This window comes from Alteromonas sp. ABH4_457 (assembly GCF_056160625.1).
In genome coordinates, this window is record NZ_JBSWXN010000006.1 from 191,430 (window position 1) to 216,472 (window position 25,043).

A 25,043-nucleotide genomic window follows, 5' to 3' on the forward strand; every position below is an offset into this window, starting at 1 on the left:
TTTTATATTTATTTTATGGTTATTATTATTTTGGCAGAAAATTTATCGTGCAAATTGATTTCAGATGCGCTAATTTGCACCCTCATGGTGCGAAAGGCGCGTATTTTGCACCAGATCGGGACCTAATTTCTTTTGTTCTTTTGGTGAATTGTCAAAAACGTGTTTTTTTGGTAAAGGTTTGCCAGTTTCCGGCAAAATCACATCTAGAAATACCGCAGTGATCCCCGCCATGGTGACCGGTGAGGCAACGATGTTTGCCAGCCATTCCGGAAAACCATTCGTCATCGCCGGTACCATCATCACTCCCATACCCATTCCCAGCGCCGACGCTGTTATCAAGCTGGTTCGTCTGTCCAGGGTTTGCTGCATCAGAATTTTCAGACCGCCCACTGCCACCATAGCGAACATGACCAGAGTGGCGCCGCCAAGCACGGCTTTAGGAATCGCCTGAAGAATACCGCCGATAACGGGAAAGATGCCGGACAGCAGATAGAAAATGCCGATAGCTATGCCGACGCGTCGGCTGGCAATTCCGGTTAACTGAATCACACCGTTATTCTGACCGAAAGTGGTATTAGGAAATGTGTTGAAGCAGGCTGCCAGCACTGAGTTTATGCCATCACCCAATATGCCGCCCTGAATACGTTTGATATAGACCGGGCCTTTAATAGGTTGGTTACAAAATACGCTGTTAGCCGTGAGATCGCCGGCGGTTTCCAGCGCACTGAACAGGTATATTAATGCAACGGGCAGGAACAGGCTGAAGTCGAAAGCAATACCGTATTGAAAGGGAGCCGGAAACGCCAGAACGGGCAGGTCTGACAAATGAGCAAATGAGACATTGCCAAAGCTCCACGCACACAAAGTGCCCAGCGCCATGCCGATAAAAATGGCACTTAGCCGCAGCCATAAGTTTGATGATGCATTAAGGAAAATGATGATGAACAGCACGGATAAACCAAGACCAACATGGTTGAGCTGACCGAAATCAGTTGCACCGAAACCGCCGGCAAGGTCTGTCATGCCTACTTTAATCAGCGACAAGCCGATAGATGTAATCACAATGCCGGTGATGACCGGGCTCAGCAGACGTTTAAGACGGTGTATAAAAAAGCTTAAGCCCACCTCTACCAGCGCGCCGGCCATAGAAATGCCCATCAGCATAGCCATTACATCATCGTCGCTGCCCCCGCGGCTGCGCACTGTTGTGCCGGCCAGTATAAGCGCACTGACAAAAGCAAAACTGGTGCCCTGAACGGCAACCAGTCCGCTGCCGATGCAGCCAATTCGTTTGGTCTGGATCACCGTTCCCAGGCCAGAGACAAACAACGCCATACTGACCAGAAACGGGAAGTGTGATTCTAAACCCAGTGCAGCGGCGATAATCAGTGTGGGCGTAATAACCCCTACAAAGCTCGCCAGCACATGCTGAAATGCTGCCGTGGAGGTTTTCAGCAGGTTAGGGCGGTCTTCAAGACCATACAACAATTCAGGGTTTGCTGACACTGTCCTCTCCTTGAGGTGACGTGCATATTTGTGGTTCAAATTTACAAATGAACTGGCGGGGGGCGGCATAGACGGGCAGAGCTTGCTGACTGATGACTTTTTTCTCAAATGCATCCAGATGCTCGTTTAGACGGCTAAGCAGAGGTGTCTTTTCTTCATCTGTCAGGAAACTGAACTGAACAGAGTTATTTACCAGAACACGCAGTTCCTGCCATGAAAGGTTAAACTGAGACACGGCGACATAGAATTCATCGGTGAGCGTTGAATCCCACATACCACGGTCATCCGTTGATAAGGCAACCGGAATACCGGTGCGGAGATATTCGGCGAAGGGGTGCTCGCTGTACTGGCTTACATATTCAAGTAAAAAATTCGAAATCAGATTAATTTCAATCAGGTAAGGACCGTGGCGCATCAATAGCAGGGTGTCCGGATCGGTAATGGTATTTAAACCGTGGCCAATTCTGTCAGCGCCCAGTAAGAGCGTATCGCGGACATGGCGGTTAGGTTCATCCACTTCACCGGCATGAATTGAGAGGGGGATAGCAGGATACTGTTGGCGCAGTGCCCGGAAGACAGTCAGGAAACGCAGGGGGTAGCCTTTGTCGTTGTCTTCACGGCCGACAAGGTTAATGCCTCTGTAGATATCCCGGTGAGCGTCGACAAATGCGTAAAGCGACTTCAGGGTGTCTTCAGCGTCGGGCAGAAAGCGCAGCAGCGCATACTGGAATTTCACTGTCACGCCGGTTTTGACAGCCCGTTCACTGCTAAGGGCTGCCTGCATAATGGCTAAAGCCTCTTCGGCAGAATAGCCGGTCCCGTCGGGTTTGAGCATGCCGTGCACGCCGGCCTGCGTTTCCAGATACTGCACATTTTCTCTGGCATAGGCTTCCATGTTCAGCAGCAATAATTCACTGATCAGAACAGGATTGCGGGTCAGATCATTTAACCGTTGCCAGTGGGTCTGAAAGAACTCATCACGGCCTTCACCATCTTTATCCAGTCGCAGGCTGTCGAGGAAAGCTTCTTTCTGACTGGCGGTTAATGCAGCAAGGGGCGTATAACCTTTCTTTTCGCATTCACTGAGGGATGCGAAAGTTGATGCCTGTATGGTTTTAAACAGCAGGTAAGGGGATGCCGGCGAAAAGGCATTGGCGTCGAAGCCATCACATAATGTCAGACGGGTGCGGGTGAAGTACTCATAGCCACCGTTACGCTCAGTATCAGTCGCCAGTTCCCACCACCACTCACTAAAAGCAGCGCCGGTGAGATGATGATGTAAATCGCCGCCCTTGGGCATGGCATGAAGAAAGCGGTAAAGTTCTGCGGGCGTAGCGGTTTGTTTAAAATTTCGGAACCAGTTGTTCATGTCCGCAGGGGACGATTGCGCAAAAGACAGGTTTGCCTGCAGAAGAATAATCAGACAAAAAACAATGTGATAAGAACGACGAAACACAGTAGCAAATTCTCGGGTAATTGAGCGTTAATTTGCATGACAGGATTGCAATAAACTGACCAAGTGGTCATGTTGTGGTGTAAGTTTTTATCTCATTGAAAAATATAAGTAAATTTTTTATTTAATAAGTCAATTCAGGTAAAGGGGGAAATGCATAGAAAACGTGTGCACTTGTTTGGTGAATTTGCTCTTCTTTGGGGAGTTTGCTCTACTTTGGACATGTAAAGGCGTTGCAGGGCGGAAATAATAAAGCCCCGGCTCGATTTCACTTCTTTGCGCGGGGCCCGGCGATTAATAATCCGTTGATCAGAATGTCACATGATCCGGCAGGGTGACAAAAATAGAATGGCGTACTTCGTTGTACATAGCGCGGCTGCAATGGCCTTCACCTTCTGTATCTTCCAGCAGCAGTACATCGCCTGCACCGAAAACATGCCGCTCACCGTTGGAGACTTTAAATTCTGCGCGACCTTTGATGATAAACAGCAGTTGCCGCGCAGGGGCAGGGTGCCATTTAAAATCGTAATCGGCGGGGGTTTCCCTGAAAATCACAGTACCGGCGTCAAAACGTTCAGATAAAAGGCCAATGGGGCCACCGTCTGACAATGGTATTTCCACTTCTCCAAAGTGACTTTTCCCTTCTTCATCATTATAGATACGTTTAATAATCATCGTCACTCCAACGTGGTTTACGGTCAAAAAATCTTAGTTTGCTAAATGCTTAATGGTTGCATGTAACGCTGCAAGCGCCACTGCCACATCCTCTGTTAAAATGGACTCCCCGGGATGATGGCTTATCCCTTTTTCGCAGCGTAAAAACATCATGGCAACAGGACACATAAGGGCCATTGCCATGGCATCGTGTCCGGCACCGGATGGCAGAGAAAAGGGGGGGATCCCGCATTCACCGATGGCCGTTTTTAAAATGGACTGCAACCGGTGATCGCAATGCACGGCGCCGGCACTATGGGTTTGCTCGACATGCAGAGTCAGTTTTCTGCGGGCAGCAATCTGATTAAATTGCTGCATGATTTGTTCCAGCACAGCATCACGGTGGCTGTCGTCTTCACTGCGGATATCCAGTGAAAAACGGGTATTCCCTGATATCACGTTTACGCCATTCGGGCGGTTTTCAATTTTTCCTACCGTCGCAACGACGCCGTGAATCCTGGCCTGATTTTCAACGGCCAGAATCATTTCACTGGTTGCTGCCAGCGCGTCCAGCCGCATGTTCATAGGCACGGTACCGGCATGTCCCGCCATACCGGCAACATCAATGTTGAATCTGCGGGCACCGGATATAGCGGTTACCACACCTACCGGCAGATTGGCACTTTCCAGCACCGGCCCCTGTTCAATGTGCAGCTCCAGATAACCCAGCGGACGGCTGGCCGTAATGTCTGCCTGCTTCACATTGTCGAAATCCAGTCCGAAAGACCGGAGAGCATCCGGCAGGCTCAGGCCATTTTCGTCTTTAAGTTTCGACCAGGAGTCCGGCCATTGTCCTGTGAGTGCCCTGCTACCCAGTAATGTAGAGCCGAAACGGGTGCCTTCCTCATCGCCGAAACCGACAATGTCGAGGTGAAACGGAAGCGGGAATTGTGTGCCCTGAAGCATTTGCACAATGGCAACAGGCGCAATGACGCCCAGCATGCCATCGTATTTGCCGCCATTTGGAACCGTATCCAGATGACTGCCGATAATAAACCGGGGTGCATCGGGGACTGAACTTTCCAGTCGTCCCCACAAATTGCCGGCGGCATCCTGCCAGGTAATCATGCCGGCTTCACTCATCCAGGTGGCAACAAGCCGGTTTGCCTGCTGGTGTTCGGCTGTCAGATAGCGTCTGTCCAGGTAGTCAGGTGACTGGCTGATTTGCCCGAGTTCGTCCAGTCTGGCCATCACAAGTTGTGCAAGACTCTGATATTCAGACATGTTGCTGACCTGCATAAACGTCCATGGCTGCGTCTACCGCGGCGCCCGGCTGCAGGGCAAATCCGGCACGGCGAAGTACGGTTTCTAAAGACTGAAGAGTGTGATAGACCGCATCTTCGCGGGCGTTATAGCCCATTGTACCGATACGCCATATTTTGCCTTTCAGAGGGCCGAAACTGGTGCCAATCTCAATATTAAAGGTGTTAAGCAACGTGTGTCTTATCCCTTCGCCATCCACGTTGTCAGGAATGGTCACGCCGACGACATTGGTCATTTTGTTTTTCAAATCACCAAAAGGCTTCAGAGACATTGCCAGTACGCCGGCCAGCATGGCGTTACCCGCCAGTTGATGGCGTTTAAGCACCTGATCCTGTCCTTCTTCCAGCAAATTCACAGCGCATTCGCGGGCACAAAAGAGCATTGATGCTGCTTCAGTATGGTGATTCAGGCGTTCTTCCCCCCAATAATCCATGATCATAGGCAGGTCGAAATAGTTAGAACGGATCCTGGAGCCGCTGGCCGCCTGGTGATGACTGTCCCGTATTCCGGCTTCAACGTGGTGACGCTTGCGCACGCAGGCTACGTATTTTTCACTCAGAGTCACAGGAGCACTGCCACTCGGGCCGCCTAAACATTTTTGCAGTCCCACTGATACCGCATCTAAGCCCCAGGCGTCAGTCTCGAAAGGGTTGCCGCCAATCGATGCTGTGGCGTCACTGTAGAACAGTACATCGTATTTCCGGCAAATTTCACCTAAATGCTCCAGAGGCTGTAACATCGTTGTGGATGTATCGCCTTGCACTATTGCCAGTACTTTCGGGCGGACTTCACGAATCGCTGCTTCAATTTGTTCAGGTTCAAACACCGTGCCCCAGGGCGTTTCGATAGTATGAACTTCCGCGCCGGCCCGCTCTGCAATTTCAGCCAGTAAGTGGCCGAAGCGGCCAAATACCGGCACCAGCACCTTATCACCGGGTTCGATACAGGACACCAGAACAGCCTCAATACCGGCCCGTGACGTACCGTCAACTAACAGCGTTTGTTTATTTCGGGTATCAAACACCTGCCGGTACAAGGCCATCACTTCGTTCATGTAGCCTGTCATCACAGGGTCATACTGACCCACCAGTTGGGTAGACATGGCCTGCAATACACGCGGATAGCAGTTTATTGGGCCCGGGCCCATGAGTAAGCGGGGAGGGAGAGACAACGGTTTCATAGGAATTCCTGGATGAGCGTCTGCGCGAGCATGCGCACGCCGGTGATGATAAGAACAAGGGCAAAGACTTTTTTAAGCATTGCAGGATTGAGTTTGTTCGCGATGCTTGCGCCAACAGGTGCAAACAGCACGGTAAGGGGAACAATACAGACGAAGCCCAGAAGGTTTACCAGCCCGAAAGTGGCAAACGGTGCGTCAGCAGGGCGTTCACCCACAATCAACATGGTTAACGCTGCGGGGAGAGAAATGATCAGTCCCACTGCTGCGGCTGTTCCTACCGCACGGTGGGCGGGATAGTTACAAAAGGTCAGAGTGGGAACAGTTAACGTGCCGCCCCCGATGCCAACCATGCTGCTGAAAAAGCCGATACAGGTAGCCATAATACTTTGACCGCCCTTACCGGGCAGCGATTGTGCGATGGCATTTTTCTTACCAATCAGCATGTTCAGCGCCGACAGGGTAGCGATGATACCGAACATCATGGCAAGCCATTTTCCGTCGGTTTTTGTCACCAGATAGCTGCCGGCCAGTACACCAAGTAATATGAAAATTGCCCAGTGTTTAAGTAACTCAAAGTCGACATTGCCTTTCCTGTTATGGGCCATAATTGAACTGACCGATGTAGGAACAATGGTGGCCAGTGATGTGGCCGTTGCCACAATCATGGCAGTATCAGCGCTTATTCCCAGGGCCTGATAAAGAAAAAACAACACCGGTACGATGACAATGCCCCCTCCGACACCCAGTAACCCGGCCAGTAGTCCGGCGAAAACACCGGTGCCCATCATGGCCAAAATAATGGTTAAATTTTCACTGATAAATGCCATTTTTATATTTCTCCCTGACCGGCGGATGCCGCTGAAACAGATGACGCCGTAGCAAAGGCTTTACCATCACTGCGGGGATCGGTGGCTGCTTGTGTACTGCCGTCAGGATGTCTGACTACTGCGCCGGCATGGCCCATCAGTTCGTTACAGGCTTCAACAACAACCATGTCATGTCCCCTGGACCGTAATGCTTCGCCCACATAGTCGTTGACGTCACGTTCAACTTTCAGATTATGGCTCACATCACCCCAGGTCCGGCCGAGCAGCCAGCGACCCAGTGCAATGGATTTATCCAGCGGTTGATTGTGATAAACGTGACGGGCAAACAGCGCTGCCTGGGTTTGTGGTTGCCCTTCGCCTCCCATGGTGCCGTAACTGATGCGCCGGCCATCGTTGAGCTCTGCATAGGCAGGGTTCAGCGTATGGAAAGGGGTCAGTCCCGGTTGCAGATACTGGTGACTGGAGGCATCCAGAGAAAATGACGTCCCGCGGTTATTCCACACTATTCCTGTCGACGGACTGACTACACCGCTTCCGAATTCCCAGTAAAGGGACTGAATGTAACTTACCATCCGGCCCTCGCTGTCACATGCGCCCATCCAGATTGTGTCGCCGGGAATGGCCGGATGTGGCCAGGCCTGTGCACTTTCCAGATGTATATGCTGTTGCATATCTTGCAATGATTCCGGCGAAAGCAAACTTTGCAAATCAACGCTGAGACGGCTTGGATCGGTGACATAGCGGTTTCGTTTGATGAAAGCTTGTTTGGTACATTCAATCAGTAAATGCACCATGTCGGCATCATCAGAACCTTGCTGCCAAACCCTGTCGTACAACGCCAGAATGAGTAACGAAGCAATACCCTGTGTAGGCGCTGGCAGGTTGTATAAAGTCCCTTTAGAGGTGGTGACACTCAGGGGCTCAACCAGCCTGGCTTCATAGCTGTGAAAGTCTTCAAGGGTGACCGGAGAACCTGCAGCCTGCAAATCGGCAGCCAGTTTTTCTGCGGTTTCACCCCGGTAGAAATCGTCGAGACCGGCTTCAGCCAGATGCTTTAAGGTTTCGGCCAGTTTAGGCAATTTAACTATCTTGCCTTTCTTAAGGGCCTTCCCCTTAATCAGAAACTGGTCGAAAGCCGGATCGCCGGCGAGTGTGTCAAAGGTTTTGAAGCTGGCATCACTCAGACTTTGAGTGACTTCAATGCCCCAGCTTGCCTGATTGACAGCTGTGTCTAACAGGGTGCCCAGTGGTAAAGGCGTTTGCCAGTGTGCGCTGATTTCAAGCGCTTTCTGCCAGCCTGATACAGCGCCTGCCATAGTCAGTGCCGCTTTTCCTCCACGTTCAGGGATGGCGTTCAGCCCTTTATAAAACGCCGGCGTTGCATGCTTTGCCGCAATGCCTGCTGCATCAATGCCTACCGGCGCTTTGCCGGGTTCGCTGATCAACCAGAAACCATCACCGCCTAAGCCGTTCATATGAGGGTATTCAACGGCAACAGAGGCGGCAGCCGCTACCATAGCTTCAATCGCTGTGCCTCCTTTTTCAAGGATGGCATTCCCCACCTGCGCTGCAGCATAGTGAGGGGCAGTGAATCCGCTCATTGTATTTTTAGTCATTATTGTTGTTTTCCTGATAATAGGGTACGGGCAATCTTAAGCAGTTGCCTGTCACTTCCCCGCGGGCCCAGAAGAGAAAGGCCACAGGGAGCATTGTGTAAACTGAACAGAGGCAGGTGTAACTGGGGACATCCGCTTAAACCTGCCAGGGATGTCAGTGAGAGTAGCTGGTTTCTGTATCCGGCTAATGATTCCGCCGGTGTAGATATTAGCGGACTGATGCCGGGGGTTGTCGGCATCACCAGAATGCGGTTTGAAACCACCTCTGAAAACCAGGCATTGAACGCCTCTCTGCGCTGTTTCGCTTCATCAACTTCATGGCTGGTTAACGCAGCACAACTATTCAGACGCAATTGAATGTCCGATGCGATGTCCGGCCGGTTATTACTCAGCCAGTGTCCGTGTTGTTGCCAGATTTCATGGCCCTGGATGACTCTGAATGTTTCACCGGTCTGCCAGACTTCTGTGGTCAGTTCGCACGGCGGCATAAACAATTCAGCATGCAGTGAAGCCTGTGTTTCATACCACTGCAGAATGGCTTCTTTATGCCCGCAACGGTCCGTCAGGTTGGTTACCAGACTTAGTGGTAGTGTCTCAGTGTCCTGGAGGTGGGGGAGCAACACCGCAACGGTGTTTTCAAGGGTTGTCAGATCCCTGGTCATCACACCTACGGTGTCAAAGGATGGCGCCAGCGCCACCATGTGGTCAGTGCTTATTTCACCGTGTGTAGGACGTAATCCAAATAAACCCTGATAGCTGGCCGGAACGCGAATGGAGCCGCCGGTGTCAGTACCGAGCCCGATATCTGCAAGATACAGGCTGACTGCTGTGGCTGAACCGGAACTGGAACCACCGGGCAGCCGGTCCGGAGCCGCCGGGTTCTCCGGTGTACCATAATGCTTATTTTGTCCGTTCAGACTGTAAGCCAGCTCGTCTGTAAGCGTTTTGCCCACAAACCTGGCACCATGCTGAATTAAGTCAGTTACCACCGGCGACGTTGCTAAAGGAAGAGGGTGGCTGCTCAGCCAGTCCGGATTGCCTGCAGATGTGGGAAGCCCTGCCATATGGAAAAGATCCTTAACGGCAAGTCGATAGCTGGCAAGAGGCACAGCGGTATTATTCTGTATGCACAGTGGTGCACCTGACTTTTGCGGTAAAGTCATAAACGGGTTTGTTGTGGTATGCATGACTGGAACGGTCGGATTGCGTTATTCTATGAAACAATCGTTTCACCAATCTGTCAATAGAAACAAATGCTTTTTTCCACATGTTTTCAAATTGATGGCGAATATTTTTGTTATGAATTTGTAAAATTATGCTGCGCTGCAGTATGTTTGACACTTATGTTCACACTGGAGTGGCATAGGAATTACAAATGATCCGTCCGTTTATACGGTTTCATTCAGGAGTGAAGCACATGGCATTAAAAAAAGGTTTTAAGTCGTTACTGGAAGACGCCTCAGCGCGCATCGGAACCATAAGCCCTGCGCAGGCAAATGAAACTGTGTACAAAGCGGACGTTGTACTGGTGGATATTCGTGACGTCAGAGAACTTGAGCGGGAAGGGCAGATCCCGGGAGCCATTCACGCTCCCCGCGGTATGCTGGAGTTTTGGGTCGACCCGGACAGTCCATATTACAAACCGGTATTCGGTGGTGGTAAGCGCTTTGTTTTGTATTGTCAGTCGGGATGGCGTTCTACACTGGCAACAGCAACTTTGATGGATATGGGGTTTGAAGATGTCGTCCACATTGAAGGCGGCTTCGATGCATGGAAAGTGGCCGGTTTACCGGTGGAACCTTATACCCGTTAAAGGGAAGCCGGATACAGCAGAATGAAATCTGTTGTATCCGGATTGCGTTACGTCAGGCTTCGATAAAGTGCTGGCTAAGAAATGCTTTTTCTTCTTTGGTCGATTTGCGCTTCAGCGCTTTATTGCGTTGCGGATAGCGGCCAAATTTCAGCAATAAATCCCGGTGTTCCTGCTCGTATTCAAATTCCAGCTCCAGACCGTCTATATTGAACAGTTCCATGGCCATGTCATGAATAGCCAGTGATTCGGAATGCATAAAGGGCATGAATAAAAAGGTTTTCTGAGCCACGGTAAGTGCTTTATCCGCTTCTACTCTCAACGCTTCCTGGGACAGGGCCAGCGCCATACTGTCGCAAGCGAAAGCGCGGGCATCGTTACGGTAGATGTTACGTGAGAACTGATCCAGTACAATAATTTCGGCCAGTCTGCCTGACGGTGTTGCACGCCAGGGCCATAATTCACTGTTTGCGGCTGCGTTGTGAACTTTCCCGAACCTGGACCGGATTAAATTATCTAAGCCTTCATCTGCACGGAACCACTGTTCTGATTCCAGCTCGTTGAACCAGAAAGCGAGAACACTGGAAGCTTCTTCCAAAGGGATAATTGATGTTTGCATGTTACTCCTGTTTATCACGTCCGTTGTGCGCAGGTAATTGCCAGTTGTCCTTACACTGTTCAAATGCGGCCGGCACCGCCTTATCAGACCAGTAATTTGTATACTGTCATAAAGGTCAAAAAATAATCAATTTAAAATGACGATTTTTTTACGTATTTAGTCGCATTTTAGTTCGACTACTGAAAACGCATTAAGGTTCAAGCTCGTCGAGATTATCGTACATACTGGCAATGCGGGCGGCGCGTTTTACAGCTTTATCACCCAACCTTTCAAATACTCTGTTAGCGAGAAATGAGATCAGGCTCATAGGTGCTGCATAGCTGTCGAAGGCATGTTGCTGGCCGGGATGGCAAACCAGCAGATGAGACACTTTCTGGTTATACACCTGGCCCGTGGGGTCGGTGATCAAAACGGTGGTGTGGGCATTCAGCGCGTCTACAATCCGGGAAAATAGTCGGGTGCGTCTGCGGAATCCTAACAAGATCACCACTTCATTTTCCGGAATATCAATAAGATCTTCACCCAGCGACTGGCCGGGTTGAGGCAAAAGCCTTACTGTGCTGCGTACCTGTTTCAGTTGCTGTCTGAAATGCAGCGCCAGCGGGTAAGCGTTCCTGTAACCTATCAGCGTGATTCGTTCAGAATCAGCCAGCAACGACACTACCTGATCCACCGTGTCCGGTTTCAGTCCGTCGAAGGTCATGGCTAAATTGCGGATTTCCTGTTGATAATGATCCGGCTGATTTTCGTCCAGCGGTAATGGCAGGCCTTTTTCACGCATCGACAGCATGGCGTCTTTCACGTCCTGGTGAGACTCAAACCCTAGCTGACGGAAAAAACGGCTGACGGTAGCTTTGGATGTGCCGCTGAGTCTGGCGATTTCAGCAGTACTTTTACTCACCAGTGCGATGGGATGTTGCTGAACGTAGGCAGCAATCTGCCTGGCTGAAGGCGACAGAGAAGGGTATTGCTGCTCAATCAGGCCTAATAAATCTTTTGGCGATGCCATTTAACCCGCTCTTTTCTAATCATTACCGGGACAAAGGTAATGCAAAATTGCTTCAGAGCCAACCTTTTAGCAATTCAATCCTTTTCAGCAAAGGGAGCTGCCGGCAATGATAGTGTGAATGCCACCAGGCCTCTTTCGCTTCTGCTGTCTTTTTTTATACCAATTATTGATAAATAAACGCTGATTTTTTCACCATGACGGGACGAATAGCATTATAATGTCACGGTATTGTCATATTAATTTGTTAAGGGCTTTTCAGATGCGTTTGTGGGCGGAAATGATTGCGCTGTTCTTTATGTTACCGCTGGCAATTGCCTATTGGGTTAATCAGGTCGCCGGATACCTTATGCCTTTGTTGGGGCTCACCGGTGTTGCCTGCCTTGCTGTTCTGCTCGCGGATAAACAGTTCAAGCGTTTCAGATTGTGGCACTGGCAGGATTTTTTCACTCACCTTCGTACTACATTAAAATTGTTCATTCCCTGGGCCTGCCTGCTGGGCGCACTGGTTTATCTGATAAAGCCGGAACTGTTTCTGCAATGGCCACTAAACGAACCTGAATTATGGATGCTGACATTACTGATCTATCCCATCGTTTCGGTGATCCCTCAGGAAATAATTTTCCGCACGTATTTTTTCCATCGTTATAAGACAATTTTGCCGTCAAAAATGATGCGTTGGGGGATCAGTACCTTCGTTTTCGGACTGGTGCATCTGGTTTATGGTAACTGGATTGCCATGATACTTTCGTGGTTCGGTGGTGCGCTGTTTGGTTACCGGTATATGCAGACGCGTTCTACACCGGTTGTCGTTGTTGAACATGCGATTTGGGGCAGCTTTATTTTCACTATCGGCCTGGGATCTTATCTGGTGATTTCGCCTCCCTGATGACGTGTAAAGAAGTCGCACTGTCGAGGGCATAAGCTGTTAAGATAGCTGGAAATTATTGTCTGGCAGTCTGTGATTTTGCTGCCGGCATCGTCAGATTATCCGGAAAACCCATGGCACTGAAAGCGACTATCTTCAAAGCAGAACTATCCATAACGGATATGGACCGCAATTATTATAACGACCACAACCTGACCATTGCCCGTCATCCCTCTGAGAATGATGAACGAATGATGCTGCGTATCATCACATTTATCGCCAATGCCCATGAACGGCTGCAATTTACCAAAGGCTTATCTGATGATGAACCTGATTTGTGGCAAAAAAGCCTGAGTGATGAAATTGAACTGTGGATTGAACTGGGCCAGCCCTCAGAACAACGGATTAAAAAAGGCTGTAATCAGAGCCGGCAAATGCTTATTTACGCCTGCGCCGATAACAGTTTCGAAGTGTGGTGGAAAAAAGAGCAAAACAAACTTCAGAGCCGGAAAAATTTATCTGTTTTCACCTTGCCTGAATCAGTGGTGACCAGGCTTGCAAACGCAGTTCAGCGTTCAATGCAAATTCAGGTTACCGTTCAGGATGGCCAGATGTGGCTTAATATTGAAGGTGGCGGTGTAACAGAAAGTGTTGAAGTATTAACAGAACAGCGGATGTAAAGGCAGGGCAGCCCCGTTTCTGCCATTAGTTTTTCGACGTTCAGGCTTGACTGATTTGGCTGACCCGATATGTTAGACGATACGCTTCGCCGTTTTATGGGCTTTTCATAAGGAAGTGCATTTGCAAATATTCAGGTCAATTTTCTTTACCATGTTACTCACGCCCTTTGCTGTGATGCCGGCAGAAGAAACTGCAGACAACGATGTGACGGCTTGCGGCTTCAGCCCGCAGGCCATTGCTCTGGCAAAACTCATACAGCAGGACCCGTTACAGCAGCGCGCTTCCATTCAATGTCATCCGCTGCTTGCCCAGGCCGCCGATGATAAAGCCCGGGTCATGGCTGAGGTTGGCATGGTCATGCACAATGTGGGAGGCAGTCCTAACAGCCGCTTACGGGAAATCGGTTTTCCGCTGCCACGCTATTATAGCGGTGTTATGGGTAATCAGGTGGAAGCTATTGCCGGCGGCTATACAACACCGGATTCAGTTTGGCGTGCTTTTAAAGACTCAAAGTCTCACCGCCAACACCTGCTCGGTGAGCTTGATTTTTATCGGGAGCAGCAGTTTATCGGCGTAGGATTTTATTCCGACCGTCATGCGCCTCACGTGGAATACTGGGTTGTTTATGTCACGAAGGCGGCGGACAATCTGCCGGTGCCTGACTTTGAATTTATACCCGACAAAGGCATTTTTGTTGTACAGCAGGTTAAGCCTGAAATTAACTTATCTTCGCCACAGTGACTGATGGACACTTATTCCCTGTAACATTACCCGGCCTGTGGCGATAAATTACAACGTCCCAGGAAGTGCTGCCACAATCCGATATGTTCTGCCATCACCTCACGGTATTGCCGGAACTCCAGTTCACGCTCAGTTAAATAGTCTTTGAATGCCTCAGACAAATAAGGGGATGTCTGAAGCGCATTCAGTGCCGGCTGCAGTTTATACATGTACTGATTCAACTGGCTGCCGGCAGGTTGTATGCGTTCAATGAAGAACAGATAAAAAACATTTCTGAGTATTTCTGCCTGTTCAGAGGCTTTACCGTTATCACAGTTAATGTCTGCCAGAAAAGCGGGGAGCAAGCGGTTCAGAGCAGATAAATGTGCCGAAAAGACTTTTTGAGATTTCCAGACTTTGGCCGGAATGCGGGATGATTCGAGAATTTTAAGTTGCCCGTTAATTTGTTCTGATGTGACGCTGCCGGTATCAGGCAGGGTTGTTAACCAGGCCAGAGCATTAATACCGCTTTCGGCATCGCGGTTATTACCGGCGGTTATCAATTCCTTGCTCTGAGAGAACGCCTGGCGGGTTTCGGTACTGGTTTGGATCAGGTTCGCCCACACTTTCTGCAGTTGTGTTGCTTTCATTGCCCGAAGTTCATCCAGCCGGTTGGCAAGTGACGGGTTTTCATCAGTTTGTTTTAGTTTTCTGACACAATTTTCCAGCGCCGTTACCAGCGTAGATTCATATACCCAGCTCGCAGCGGCATCCTGTTGTTTTCCAAGCGTGGTGTTCCTTTCTGCTACCAGCGTACCTAATTCACAGGACTGAATAGAATAAAAATCGGGTAAGGTTATCTCAGTCTCTTCAAGGGGATTAAACAACGTTTGCCGTGAAGGATAGGGTAGCATTGTGTCAGATCCCACATCAGGGAAGCTGCTATCGAGCACCCGTGCCAGGCGTGAGGCGTATTCTTCAAGGTCTTTCGTCAGCGGGGGCGCCAGTCCGCAGCCATTCAAAATCAGGATGACGATAACAGACAGCTGTATTTTCAGGAATGTCAGGAGTATCTTTGGCATTACTCAACAGGTTGCCGGATAGCGGAAATTTGTTCTTTGCACGATTGTATATAGTGTCCGCCAAAAAGTAACGCATGATTGAGCAAATGATAGAGATTATAGATGTGCTTTCTGTTCCGGTAACCTTTATCCAGTGGCCATGTCTGGTTATATCCGGCGTAAAATTCCTGTGGAAACGCGCCGAAAAGCTCTGTCATGGCAATATCTGCTTCACGGTCGCCATAGTAAACCGCCGGATCGTAAATGACCGGGCCGAACTTACAAAAACCGGCATTGCCACTCCATAAATCGCCGTGCAGTAAAGACGCACGTGGATAATGCTCTTTTAACAGCGTATGGATTTGTGTCACCAGTACATCAATATTGGTGAGGCGAATCCCGTGACGGGCACAATCTTCCATCATCAGGCCAATCCGGGTTTCGGCAAAAAAGCGAGACCAGCTTTTGTTGAGCGTATTGTGTTGCCGGGTCTGACCAATGTAATTGTCTTCGTGCCAGCCAAACTGTTGGGCGAGGGCTGTACGGTGGAGCGTGGCCAGCCGCTCGCCGAACACAGACCATTCGCCTTTGCCGGGCTGGCGCAACTTGAGATGTTGCAGCACCAGATATTCAAAATGCTGGTCATCTTCGTCGATTTGTCCGTGACACACTGCGGCGGGTACATACAGCGCGCCGGACCGGGATAAAGCCTTCAGTCCGTCCATTTCGTAACGCAGCTTATGGCCATTCAACAGCGGGTTGATTTTTACAAAGTACCGGTGGGTTTCATCATTGATAACAAAGGCAGAGTGGGTATCACCGCCGCTGATCGTTGCACGTTTTGTGTAACTGAAAAATGTCTGTGTTGCATCGCTTATATGTTCGCAGATGAAATGCCACATAGGAATAAACGTCATTGATCGCCAGGTGAACCATGGAGAAATTATGGCAAACATTACTGTGAATGCCAGCAACGAAAACTGCTGTATTCACAATTAAAGTAATGTGTCATTGCGCACAGCATTTAAGCCGTTATAATTCGGTCTCTTTTGTCAGATGCAGGTAGGCATCTGAATACTTTTTCATTGCGTTATTTTGACGCTGTACACCACAAATTAATGCAAGTGGCGCAGAGTAGGCGTCACCACTGTAAAGGATATAACATGCCTGTAATTACACTTCCTGACGGAAGCCAGCGCGCTTTCGATTCTGCTGTTTCGGTAATGGATGTTGCTGCTGACATCGGCCCCGGTCTCGCCAAGGCGACTATTGCCGGCCGTGTTAACGGTGACCGTGTAGACGCCTGCGACCTGATTGAGTCTGACGCAGCGCTGCAAATCATCACCGCAAAAGACGAAGATGGTCTTGAAATCATCCGTCACAGCTGCGCGCACTTAATCGGCCACGCTATTAAACAGTTATGGCCTGATGCAAAGATGGCAATCGGTCCGACTATCGACAACGGCTTTTACTACGATGTTGATATGGAACACAGCCTGACGCAGGAAGATTTGCAGAAGCTTGAAAAGCGTATGCTGGAGCTGGCTAAAACTAACTACGACGTAGTGAAGAAAAACGTAAGCTGGCAGGAAGCGCGGGATACTTTTGAAGCCCGCGGCGAAACCTATAAAATGGAAATTCTCGACGAGAACATTCCAAAGGATTCTTTCCCGGGTTTGTATCACCACGAAGAATACATCGATATGTGTCGTGGACCTCACGTACCGAACATGAAGTTCTGTCAACATTTCAAACTGATGAAAGTGGCGGGTGCCTACTGGCGCGGTAACAGCGACAACAAAATGTTGCAGCGTATTTACGGTACAGCCTGGGCAGACAAGAAACAGTTGAAAGCCTATCTGCAACGTCTGGAAGAAGCAGAAAAGCGTGATCACCGTAAAATCGGTAAAACCCTGGATCTGTTCCACTGGCAGGAAGAAGCGCCGGGCATGGTGTTCTGGCACAACGACGGCTGGTCTATTTACACCGAGCTTGAGCAGTTCGTGCGTAAAATGCTGCGAAGCTATTCCTACGACGAAGTAAAAGGGCCGTTGATGATGGACCGCGTATTGTGGGAAAAATCCGGCCACTGGGATAAATACGCTGAAAACATGTTCACCACGGAATCGGAAAAGCGTGAATACGCGATTAAGCCGATGAACTGCCCGGGTCACGTGCAAATCTTTAATCAGGGTCTGAAATCCTACCGCGACCTGCCGTTGCGTATGGCAGAGTTCGGTTGTTGTCACCGCAATGAACCTTCTGGTGCACTGCATGGTCTGATGCGTGTACGTGGTTTCACCCAGGACGATGCCCACATCTTCTGTACTGAAGAACAAATCCTCAGTGAAGTGGGTCTGTGTATCGACATGATTTACGACGCTTACAAAGCGTTCGGCTTCGAAAAAATCGAAGTTAAGTTGTCTACCCGCCCTGAAAAGCGTGTAGGCAGTGATGAAATCTGGGACAAAGCAGAAAAAGCACTGGCGGAAGCGCTGGACAGCAAAGGCATTGAATTCAGCTGGTTGCCTGGTGAAGGTGCCTTCTACGGCCCTAAAATTGAATTCACCCTGTACGATTGTCTGGACCGTGCATGGCAGTGTGGTACCGTACAGCTCGACTTCTCTATGCCTGGCCGCTTAGGTTCAACTTATGTTGCTGAAGATGGCGAGCGTCGTGTTCCGGTTATGATTCACCGTGCGGTGTTAGGTTCTCTTGAACGTTTCATCGGTATTCTTACTGAAGAATTTGCCGGATTCTTCCCGCTCTGGTTAGCACCTCAGCAGATGGTGGTGATGAATATTACCGACAATCAGGCTGAATATGTGCAAAAAACTGTACAAAAACTGCAGAATGCAGGATTTAGAGTAAAGTCTGACTTGAGAAATGAGAAGATAGGCTTTAAAATCCGCGAGCACACTTTAAAGCGCGTTCCTTATATGTTGGTCTGTGGTGACAAAGAAGTCGAAGCAGGGCACATCGCCGTTCGTTCCCGTAAAGGTGATGATTTAGGTTCAATGTCTGTTGATGCCTTCATCGAACTGGCACAAAAGGAAGTTGCGGAGAAAACCATTAAGTAATGGTGAGTGTATAAGATTCAGCCCGCTGGCATGAGAAACTGGCGGGCATCAGTTTTTAATTTTTGGAGGATTAGCACATTAAAGGCGCTAATAATAAGGCTCAGGGCGATAAAGCCCGCATTAACGACGAAATCCGTGCTCGCGAAGTACGATTAATCGGTAAAGATGGCGAACAGATTGGAGTAGTGTCTCTCGCAGAAGCGATGCAGACAGCTGAAGAAGCAACTCTTGATCTTGTGGAAATCAGTCCAAATGCTGAGCCGCCAGTCTGTAAAGTTATGGACTATGGCAAATTCCTCTTCGAGAAAAGTAAAGCTCAGAAAGAGCAAAAGAAAAAACAGAAGCAAATTCAGGTCAAGGAGATTAAATTTCGCCCTGGCACTGATGAAGGCGATTACCAGGTAAAACTGCGCAACCTGCGTCGCTTTCTGGAAAGTGGGGATAAGGCTAAAGTCACGATTCGCTTCCGCGGACGTGAAATGGCCCACCAGGAGATCGGCATTGAGCAACTGAACCGTGTTAAAACGGATTTAGAAGACATTGCTACTTGCGAGTCTTTTCCACGTCGTGTGGAAGGCCGCCAGATGATCATGGTGCTTGCCCCAATTAAGAGGTAGTAGTGGTCTAAAGTTTTCAGAGAATCTGCACCTTTGAAACACCCTGCTGCAAACATTAGCCGGCAATAAGTGACTGCACACTGAAAGCCGATATTAAACAATGCGGAGTTTTAGCAATGCCTAAAATGAAAACTGTAAGCGGTGCCGCCAAACGTTTCAAGAAAACGGGTTCTGGCCGCTTTAAAAGCAAACAGTCTCACTTACGTCACATTCTGACTAAGAAGAGCTCTAAGCGTAAACGTCACCTGCGTGGCAAAAAACTGGTTCATGACTCTGATACTAAATTAGTTCAGCGCATGCTGCCTTACGTATAAGACTTAGGAGACTGATTAATGGCTAGAGTAAAACGCGGCACTATCGCACGTGCTCGTCACAAAAAAGTCCTCAAGCAGGCAAAAGGTTATTACGGTGCACGTTCACGTGTTTATCGCGTAGCAGTACAGGCCGTAACTAAAGCTGGTCAATATGCATATCGTGACCGTCGTCAGCGTAAGCGTCAATTCCGTCAACTGTGGATTGCGCGTATCAACGCTGCGGCTCGTCAAAATGGTATCTCTTACAGCCGTTTCATCAACGGTCTGAAGAAAGCGTCTGTTGAAATCGATCGTAAGATCCTTGCCGACATCGCGGTACATGACAAGGTAGCATTCAGCGCATTAGTCGAAGCGGCTAAAGGCGCATTAGCTTAATTTTTTAACAAATTAAGTTTAAGTTCTTTCGGGAAACGGCGAGCAGGATGCTCGCCGTTTTTCGTTTCAGCGCAAAAATTTTTTCATTCTTTCGCCACCTCTGGCAATAAGCGCTCAAATCGCAAATTAATCCTGTAAATGTTGGAATATTCAGCCTCTTAGGGTAGCCGTATTCTTTGTCTGTCGTGTAAACTACGGGTTTAGAATTTTTGGTTAAGCAGCAACGCTGTTTTTCCACCACTACCATGCCAAATTGAGGATAACATGGAGCTTGAAGCGATCATCAGTCAGGCACAAAGCCAGATTGACGCTGCCGAAGATGCAGCCACGCTCGATAATGTGCGCGTCGAGTTTATGGGTAAGAAAGGCAAGTTGACTGACCTGTTAAAAGGGTTAGGCAAACTGTCTAACGAAGAACGTCCTGCAGCCGGACAAAAAATTAATCAGGCCAAACAGCAAATTCAGCAGGCTATCAGTGTTAAGGGCGAAGCGTTACGTGCCGCTGAACTGAATGCAAAGCTGTCTGAAGAAGCTGTGGACGTGTCAGCGCCCGGTCGTCAGGAAGTGCCGGGGAACATACACCCTGTCAGCCGCACGATTGAACGAATCGAAGGTTTTTTTGGTCAGCTAGGGTTCGCTGTTAAAACCGGACCGGAAGTGGAAGACAGCTTTCACAACTTTGATGCACTGAATATTCCTGCCAATCACCCTGCACGGGCTGATCACGATACTTTTTATTTTAATCCTGATGTGATGCTGCGTACCCAGACTTCCGGTGTGCAAATTCGTACCATGGAAACGGAAAAGCCACCACTGCGTATTATTTCGCCGGGCCGTGTTTACCGTAATGATTACGACCAGACACACACACCGATGTTTCATCAGGTGGAGGGTCTCATGGTTGACCGCAATGTGAGCTTTGCTGAATTGAAAGGCATTCTTCATGACTTCCTGGAACACTTCTTCGAAGAGTCACTGGAAGTGCGTTTCCGTCCTTCTTATTTCCCGTTTACAGAGCCTTCTGCCGAAGTAGACGTGCGTCGTAAAGGCGGTAAATGGCTGGAAGTACTGGGCTGCGGTATGGTGCACCCGAATGTACTGAAAGCGGTACACATTGATCCTGAAGAATTCACCGGCTTTGCTTTTGGTATGGGCGTTGAACGTCTGACCATGCTGCGCTATGGCGTTAACGACCTGCGCGCATTTTTCGAAAACGATCTTCGTTTCCTGAAGCAGTTCAATTAAGGCAAAGCAATCATGAAATTTAGTGAACAGTGGTTAAGAGAGTGGGTTAACCCACAGGTTTCTACCGGTGCCTTATCTGAGCAGCTTAGCATGGCTGGTCTGGAAGTGGATGGCGTTGAGCCCGTTGCAGCGGAATTTTCCGGTGTGGTAGTGGGTAAGGTAGTTGAGTGTGGTCAGCATCCGAATGCAGACAAACTCAGAGTGACAAAAATTAATGTCGGTGAAGAGGAATTACTGGACATCGTATGCGGTGCGCCTAACTGTCGCGAAGGATTGAAAGTTGCAGTAGCGAAAGTCGGAGCAGTACTTCCCGGTGATTTCAAAATTAAGAAAGCCAAACTTCGTGGCGAGCCTTCTCACGGTATGCTTTGCAGCTTTTCTGAGCTTGGCATGGGAGAGGATCATAGCGGTATCATTGAGCTTCCTGCAGACGCAGAGCTTGGCATGGACATTCGCGATTATCTGAATCTCGATGACAATATCATTGAAGTCGATTTAACACCTAACCGCGCGGACTGTCTGGGTATTCGTGGTCTGGCCCGTGAAGTGGGCGTTCTGAACAGCACTGATGTGACAGAGCCGGCTATCGAAGACGTGGAAGCCTCTATTGATGACAAACTGGCGATTACCTTAAGCGCCCCTGAAGCGTGTCCACGTTATCTGGGCCGTGTTATCTGCAACGTTGACGTAAAAGCAGCGTCACCGCTGTGGCTGAAAGAAAAGCTGCGTCGTTGCGGTATCCGTTCTATAGATCCTATCGTAGACGTTACTAACTTCGTTCTGCTGGAGCTGGGTCAGCCGTTACATGCATTTAACCTGGATGCCATTGACGGCAATATCAACGTTCGTCTTGCGCATGCCGGTGAACAACTTACTCTGCTTGATGAGAACACCGTTGAGCTGAAAGACAACACTCTGGTTATCGCCGATGACAGCAAAGCACTGGCCATGGCCGGTATTTTCGGTGGTCTGCACTCGGGTGTGAACGAAGAAACGAAGCACATTCTTCTGGAAAGTGCGTTCTTCAGCCGTGATGCCATTGCCGGTCGTGCACGTCAGTATGGTTTGCATACCGATGCATCTCACCGCTATGAGCGTGGTGTGGATCCGTTGCTGCAACGTAAAGCGATGGAAAGAGCCACGGCACTTATTCTGGATATTTGTGGCGGTCAGCCGGGTCCGGTTGTAGAAGCCGTAAATGAGGCATCACTGCCAGTGTCTTCTGATGTGGTATTACGTCGCGCACGTTTGAGCCGTGTGCTGGGTATTGATATTGCTGACGATAAAGTGACCGATATTCTTACCCGTCTGGGCCTGGATGTCACGGTAACGGAATCAGGCTGGGAAGCGAAAGCGCCAAGCTACCGTTTTGACATTGCCATTGAAGAAGATCTGATTGAAGAAGTGGCCCGTGTTTACGGTTATAACAATATTCCTGACCAGGCACCGAAAGGCAGCCTGAAGTTGCTGAACAGCAGCGAGTCAGCGATTCCGGTTTCCCGTTTTAAATCTGAACTTACTGCACGGGGTTACGTCGAAGCCATTACGTATTCGTTTGTTGACCCCAAAGTACAAAGTGGCTTATTCCCGTCCCGGGAAGGCATGGTATTACCACATCCTATCTCGGCGGATATGTCGGTTATGCGCTTAAGCCTGTGGCCAGGATTGCTGGGGGCTACGGCTTACAACCAGAAACGTCAGCAAGCGCGGGTCAGATTGTTCGAAACTGGTTTACGTTTTATTCCTGACAGCGATGCGCCGCAGGGTGTGCGCCAGGAGCCGGTGATTGCCGGTGTAATTGCCGGTCGCCGTTATGACGAAAGCTGGTTGAGCGACGACAGTGCGGTTGACTTCTTTGATGCTAAAGGAGATGTGGAAGCGTTACTGGCACTCAAAGCCGGCGGGCAGTCAGTCACCTTTGTAAAAGGCGAACACAGCGCATTGCATCCGGGTATGACTGCAGAAGTGCTTTTAAATGGCAAATCAATCGGTTATGTTGGTGCAATTCACCCACAGTTTACTAAACTGTTAGGTGTAAATGGTCGCGTTTTCGTCTTTGAGCTTGATCTTAAAGCAATTTCTGAGCGTAACTTGCCACAGGCAAAAGCAATTTCCAGGTTCCCGGCGAACCGTCGTGATATTGCAATTACGGTCAAAGATGAAATTACCGTTGGAGCGATTCTTTCTTTCGTAGAAAAAATTGGCGTAAATCAACTAGTTGGCCTAAACTTGTTCGATGTGTATAAAGGGAAGGGTGTCGAGCCCGGCTATAAGAGCCTCGCACTGTCTCTTGTACTACAGGATCCTGATAAAACTTTGGAAGAAGCTGAAATACAACAAGCAGTGGACACCGTAGTTAAAGGGCTGGAATCAGAGTTTGGGGCAGCGTTAAGAGAGTAGATTATGGCATTGACCAAAGCCGAAATGGCTGAACACTTATTCGAAAAACTGGGTATTAATAAAAAAGACGCTAAGGATTTGGTGGAAGCCTTCTTTGAGGAAATCAAGGAAGCGTTAGAATCTGGTGAACAAGTGAAACTGTCAGGTTTTGGTAATTTTGACCTGCGTGATAAGAACGAGCGTCCCGGAAGAAACCCGAAAACCGGTGAAGATATTCCGATCAAAGCCAGACGGGTGGTTACATTCCGTCCCGGCCAGAAGCTCAAAAGCCGGGTTGAAAACTCAAAGCCACCGACAGAGTAACGTCGTTACGGCATCTGTAAGCGGTGCCTCATCTGTCAGGTATTGATGTTCTTTGTTAGGGCAATACGCGCTGCGTATTGCCTTTTTCGTTTTTAAAATTGCATTTAGCAGGAGTTGCAATGAAAAAAGCAGGATTCCTCGCAGCATTGATTCTTGTTGCTGTGGCGGGGTATTTCATTTATCTGTCCGATTCTTCTTCAGAACAGGCCCCGGTACCGGTAATTACGGTGATGGATATTCTTCATGCTTCTGATTTGGAAGCCGGAATAAAGCAGGCAGTTGCTGATGGTGACAGTGAAGCGCTTGAAAAATGGATGAACCGGGCGCAGGAAGTGGCGGAACAGGCCGGTCTGAGTTCAACTGACATGCAGTATCTTGCGTCATCTCAGGCGGTTGAATACGTAAAGTTCAATGCCAAACGCAGCTTGTTTAATGATGAGTTTGAAGAACGTTACTATGCCCTTGAAGACATCGGCAGTCTGAAGGTGAAGTACCCGGAAGCGAAAGATTTGTTCCCGCAAGTGGAGGCATTAATCACTAAGCGGGATCAGATCATTGAGCAGATTGCTGTCACGTTGTCGTCAGGACAGGCACCCGGTGAGAAAGAACGTGAGGCAGCCAGAGAAATGTGGCAGTCACGCTATGCCGGAGCAAACAACGGGGAGCGGGATGCTATCCGGCCGGGTACCGGCGAATAATCAGCATGGTTTCACCCGTTATCTTCGCTGCTGACGGTCAGCGGGTGAAATGTTGCAGCGGTCAGTGCACTTAAATCAGACGGTTTCAAACCGACCTCAAGCCCTCTGCGGCCGGCACTGACGTGCATTTTCTCCAGGTTCTGCGCTGAATGGTGAATTAACACCGGTAGTCTTTTCTTTTGTCCCAGCGGACTTACCCCACCCAAAATATAGCCGGTGGTCCGCTCGACGTCTGCAGGGGCTGCCATGGCTGCTTTTTTCGCGCCGGCAGCTTTCGCTACAGCTTTCATGCTCAACTTATCTTCCACGGGTATGATGCAGACAACCCATTGCTGCTTATCTGTTTCTGCTACCAGTGTTTTAAAAACCGTTACAGGATCGAGGTGCAGTTTTTCGCAGGCTTCCAGTCCGTATGAAGGCGCAGCGGGATCATGTTCGTATTTTAATACCTGATGTGTCACTTTCTTCTTTTTCAGAAGATTAATCGCCGGCGTCATAGGGCCTCAACTTAGGAAGATAAAAAGAGTTTTGTGCGTTTTGATTTTTGCATCAATGCCGGTTTTTATGATATCAATATCAACGCGCTAACTTAATCAAATAATAAAAATAAACCGGATTAAGACTCAATTGCGAAAACGCCTGCCATCAGTTTCTTTCACCACGTAGTCGGTGCATCACGCGCCCGGA

General features: G+C 49.2%; 25 protein-coding genes. 12 read left to right on the forward strand and 13 right to left on the reverse strand.

Going from position 1 to position 25,043, the window contains the following annotated elements:
• Positions 1–69 precede the first annotated feature (69 nt).
• The 8 genes from ACXAGR_RS16190 to ACXAGR_RS16225 form a co-directional block, all read right to left on the reverse strand.
• Positions 70–1,506 (reverse strand): uracil-xanthine permease family protein, encoded by a 1,437-nt coding sequence (locus ACXAGR_RS16190; RefSeq protein WP_474844397.1) that lies wholly within the window; start codon positions 1,504–1,506, stop codon positions 70–72.
• Positions 1,490–2,962 (reverse strand): adenosine deaminase family protein, encoded by a 1,473-nt coding sequence (locus ACXAGR_RS16195; RefSeq protein ID WP_474851278.1) that lies wholly within the window; start codon positions 2,960–2,962, stop codon positions 1,490–1,492. The genes ACXAGR_RS16190 and ACXAGR_RS16195 overlap by 17 nt, the downstream gene beginning before the upstream one ends.
• Positions 2,963–3,268: 306 nt before the next feature.
• Positions 3,269–3,634, reverse strand: coding sequence for an AraC family ligand binding domain-containing protein (locus ACXAGR_RS16200; RefSeq protein WP_119501609.1), 366 nt, complete (start codon positions 3,632–3,634; stop codon positions 3,269–3,271).
• A 33-nt stretch (positions 3,635–3,667) separates the two neighbouring features.
• Positions 3,668–4,897 carry an allantoate amidohydrolase gene (locus ACXAGR_RS16205; protein WP_474851280.1) on the reverse strand — a complete coding sequence of 410 codons (1,230 nt, stop codon included), beginning with the start codon at positions 4,895–4,897 and terminating at the stop codon, positions 3,668–3,670.
• Positions 4,890–6,116 carry a pyridoxal-phosphate-dependent aminotransferase family protein gene (locus ACXAGR_RS16210; protein WP_474851282.1) on the reverse strand — a complete coding sequence of 409 codons (1,227 nt, stop codon included), beginning with the start codon at positions 6,114–6,116 and terminating at the stop codon, positions 4,890–4,892. Before ACXAGR_RS16210 ends, ACXAGR_RS16205 begins: the two co-directional genes overlap by 8 nt.
• On the reverse strand, positions 6,113–6,943 hold the full coding sequence (locus ACXAGR_RS16215; RefSeq protein WP_474851284.1) for a sulfite exporter TauE/SafE family protein: 831 nt from the start codon (positions 6,941–6,943) through the stop codon (positions 6,113–6,115). Before ACXAGR_RS16215 ends, ACXAGR_RS16210 begins: the two co-directional genes overlap by 4 nt.
• Positions 6,944–6,945: 2 nt before the next feature.
• Positions 6,946–8,559 (reverse strand): gamma-glutamyltransferase family protein, encoded by a 1,614-nt coding sequence (locus ACXAGR_RS16220; RefSeq protein WP_474851286.1) that lies wholly within the window; start codon positions 8,557–8,559, stop codon positions 6,946–6,948.
• On the reverse strand, positions 8,559–9,746 hold the full coding sequence (locus tag ACXAGR_RS16225; protein WP_474844391.1) for an amidase: 1,188 nt from the start codon (positions 9,744–9,746) through the stop codon (positions 8,559–8,561). Before ACXAGR_RS16225 ends, ACXAGR_RS16220 begins: the two co-directional genes overlap by 1 nt.
• A gap of 230 nt (positions 9,747–9,976) precedes the next feature.
• Here ACXAGR_RS16225 and ACXAGR_RS16230 point away from each other — a divergent pair, with 230 nt between their 5' ends.
• On the forward strand, positions 9,977–10,372 hold the full coding sequence (locus ACXAGR_RS16230) for a rhodanese-like domain-containing protein (protein WP_474844390.1): 396 nt from the start codon (positions 9,977–9,979) through the stop codon (positions 10,370–10,372).
• A gap of 52 nt (positions 10,373–10,424) precedes the next feature.
• Here ACXAGR_RS16230 and ACXAGR_RS16235 read toward each other — a convergent pair whose 3' ends face one another.
• Both ACXAGR_RS16235 and ACXAGR_RS16240 read right to left on the reverse strand, forming a co-directional pair.
• On the reverse strand, positions 10,425–10,988 hold the full coding sequence (locus ACXAGR_RS16235; protein ID WP_119501602.1) for a DUF924 family protein: 564 nt from the start codon (positions 10,986–10,988) through the stop codon (positions 10,425–10,427).
• A 190-nt stretch (positions 10,989–11,178) separates the two neighbouring features.
• Positions 11,179–11,997, reverse strand: a complete 819-nt coding sequence (locus tag ACXAGR_RS16240) for a MurR/RpiR family transcriptional regulator (RefSeq protein WP_474844389.1) — start codon at positions 11,995–11,997, stop codon at positions 11,179–11,181.
• Positions 11,998–12,256: 259 nt separating this feature from the next.
• Between ACXAGR_RS16240 and ACXAGR_RS16245 the strand changes: the two genes are divergently transcribed.
• The 3 genes from ACXAGR_RS16245 (at position 12,257) to ACXAGR_RS16255 (ending at position 14,284) form a co-directional block, all read left to right on the forward strand.
• Positions 12,257–12,883: a CPBP family intramembrane glutamic endopeptidase gene (locus ACXAGR_RS16245; RefSeq protein WP_119501600.1), complete on the forward strand. Its 627-nt coding sequence runs from the start codon at positions 12,257–12,259 to the stop codon at positions 12,881–12,883.
• Between the two features lie 113 nt (positions 12,884–12,996).
• Positions 12,997–13,542, forward strand: coding sequence for a YaeQ family protein (locus ACXAGR_RS16250; protein WP_474851288.1), 546 nt, complete (start codon positions 12,997–12,999; stop codon positions 13,540–13,542).
• A 121-nt stretch (positions 13,543–13,663) separates the two neighbouring features.
• Positions 13,664–14,284 (forward strand): CAP domain-containing protein, encoded by a 621-nt coding sequence (locus ACXAGR_RS16255; protein WP_474844387.1) that lies wholly within the window; start codon positions 13,664–13,666, stop codon positions 14,282–14,284.
• A 26-nt stretch (positions 14,285–14,310) separates the two neighbouring features.
• Here ACXAGR_RS16255 and ACXAGR_RS16260 read toward each other — a convergent pair whose 3' ends face one another.
• Together ACXAGR_RS16260 and ACXAGR_RS16265 are read right to left on the reverse strand one after the other, a co-directional pair.
• Positions 14,311–15,345, reverse strand: coding sequence for a DUF3080 family protein (locus tag ACXAGR_RS16260; RefSeq protein ID WP_474851290.1), 1,035 nt, complete (start codon positions 15,343–15,345; stop codon positions 14,311–14,313).
• Entirely contained in the window at positions 15,345–16,280 is a 936-nt protein-coding gene (locus ACXAGR_RS16265; protein WP_474851292.1) for a fructosamine kinase family protein, read from the reverse strand. Before ACXAGR_RS16265 ends, ACXAGR_RS16260 begins: the two co-directional genes overlap by 1 nt.
• Before the next feature lie 207 nt (positions 16,281–16,487).
• On the opposite strand from ACXAGR_RS16265, the gene thrS reads away from it, so the two are divergent.
• The 8 genes from thrS to ACXAGR_RS16305 all read left to right on the forward strand — a co-directional run bounded on the left by thrS (position 16,488) and on the right by ACXAGR_RS16305 (position 24,356).
• Positions 16,488–18,404: a threonine--tRNA ligase gene (gene thrS / locus ACXAGR_RS16270; protein WP_474851294.1), complete on the forward strand. Its 1,917-nt coding sequence runs from the start codon at positions 16,488–16,490 to the stop codon at positions 18,402–18,404.
• 77 nt (positions 18,405–18,481) lie between these two features.
• On the forward strand, positions 18,482–19,021 hold the full coding sequence (gene infC / locus ACXAGR_RS16275) for a translation initiation factor IF-3 (protein WP_119501596.1): 540 nt from the start codon (positions 18,482–18,484) through the stop codon (positions 19,019–19,021).
• A 116-nt stretch (positions 19,022–19,137) separates the two neighbouring features.
• Positions 19,138–19,335, forward strand: coding sequence for a 50S ribosomal protein L35 (gene rpmI, locus ACXAGR_RS16280; RefSeq protein ID WP_012518091.1), 198 nt, complete (start codon positions 19,138–19,140; stop codon positions 19,333–19,335).
• Positions 19,336–19,353: 18 nt separating this feature from the next.
• Positions 19,354–19,710, forward strand: a complete 357-nt coding sequence (rplT, locus tag ACXAGR_RS16285) for a 50S ribosomal protein L20 (protein ID WP_070123306.1) — start codon at positions 19,354–19,356, stop codon at positions 19,708–19,710.
• Positions 19,711–19,974: 264 nt separating this feature from the next.
• Entirely contained in the window at positions 19,975–20,955 is a 981-nt protein-coding gene (gene pheS, locus ACXAGR_RS16290; protein ID WP_119501595.1) for a phenylalanine--tRNA ligase subunit alpha, read from the forward strand.
• Between the two features lie 12 nt (positions 20,956–20,967).
• Positions 20,968–23,355 carry a phenylalanine--tRNA ligase subunit beta gene (gene pheT / locus ACXAGR_RS16295; RefSeq protein WP_474851296.1) on the forward strand — a complete coding sequence of 796 codons (2,388 nt, stop codon included), beginning with the start codon at positions 20,968–20,970 and terminating at the stop codon, positions 23,353–23,355.
• A 3-nt stretch (positions 23,356–23,358) separates the two neighbouring features.
• Positions 23,359–23,658, forward strand: coding sequence for an integration host factor subunit alpha (gene ihfA / locus ACXAGR_RS16300; RefSeq protein WP_070123303.1), 300 nt, complete (start codon positions 23,359–23,361; stop codon positions 23,656–23,658).
• Between the two features lie 119 nt (positions 23,659–23,777).
• Positions 23,778–24,356, forward strand: coding sequence for a hypothetical protein (locus ACXAGR_RS16305; RefSeq protein ID WP_474844381.1), 579 nt, complete (start codon positions 23,778–23,780; stop codon positions 24,354–24,356).
• An 11-nt stretch (positions 24,357–24,367) separates the two neighbouring features.
• Here the strand turns inward: ACXAGR_RS16305 and ybaK are convergent, their stop codons facing one another.
• Entirely contained in the window at positions 24,368–24,853 is a 486-nt protein-coding gene (ybaK, locus tag ACXAGR_RS16310; protein WP_474851297.1) for a Cys-tRNA(Pro) deacylase, read from the reverse strand.
• Positions 24,854–25,043: the final 190 nt, after the last annotated feature.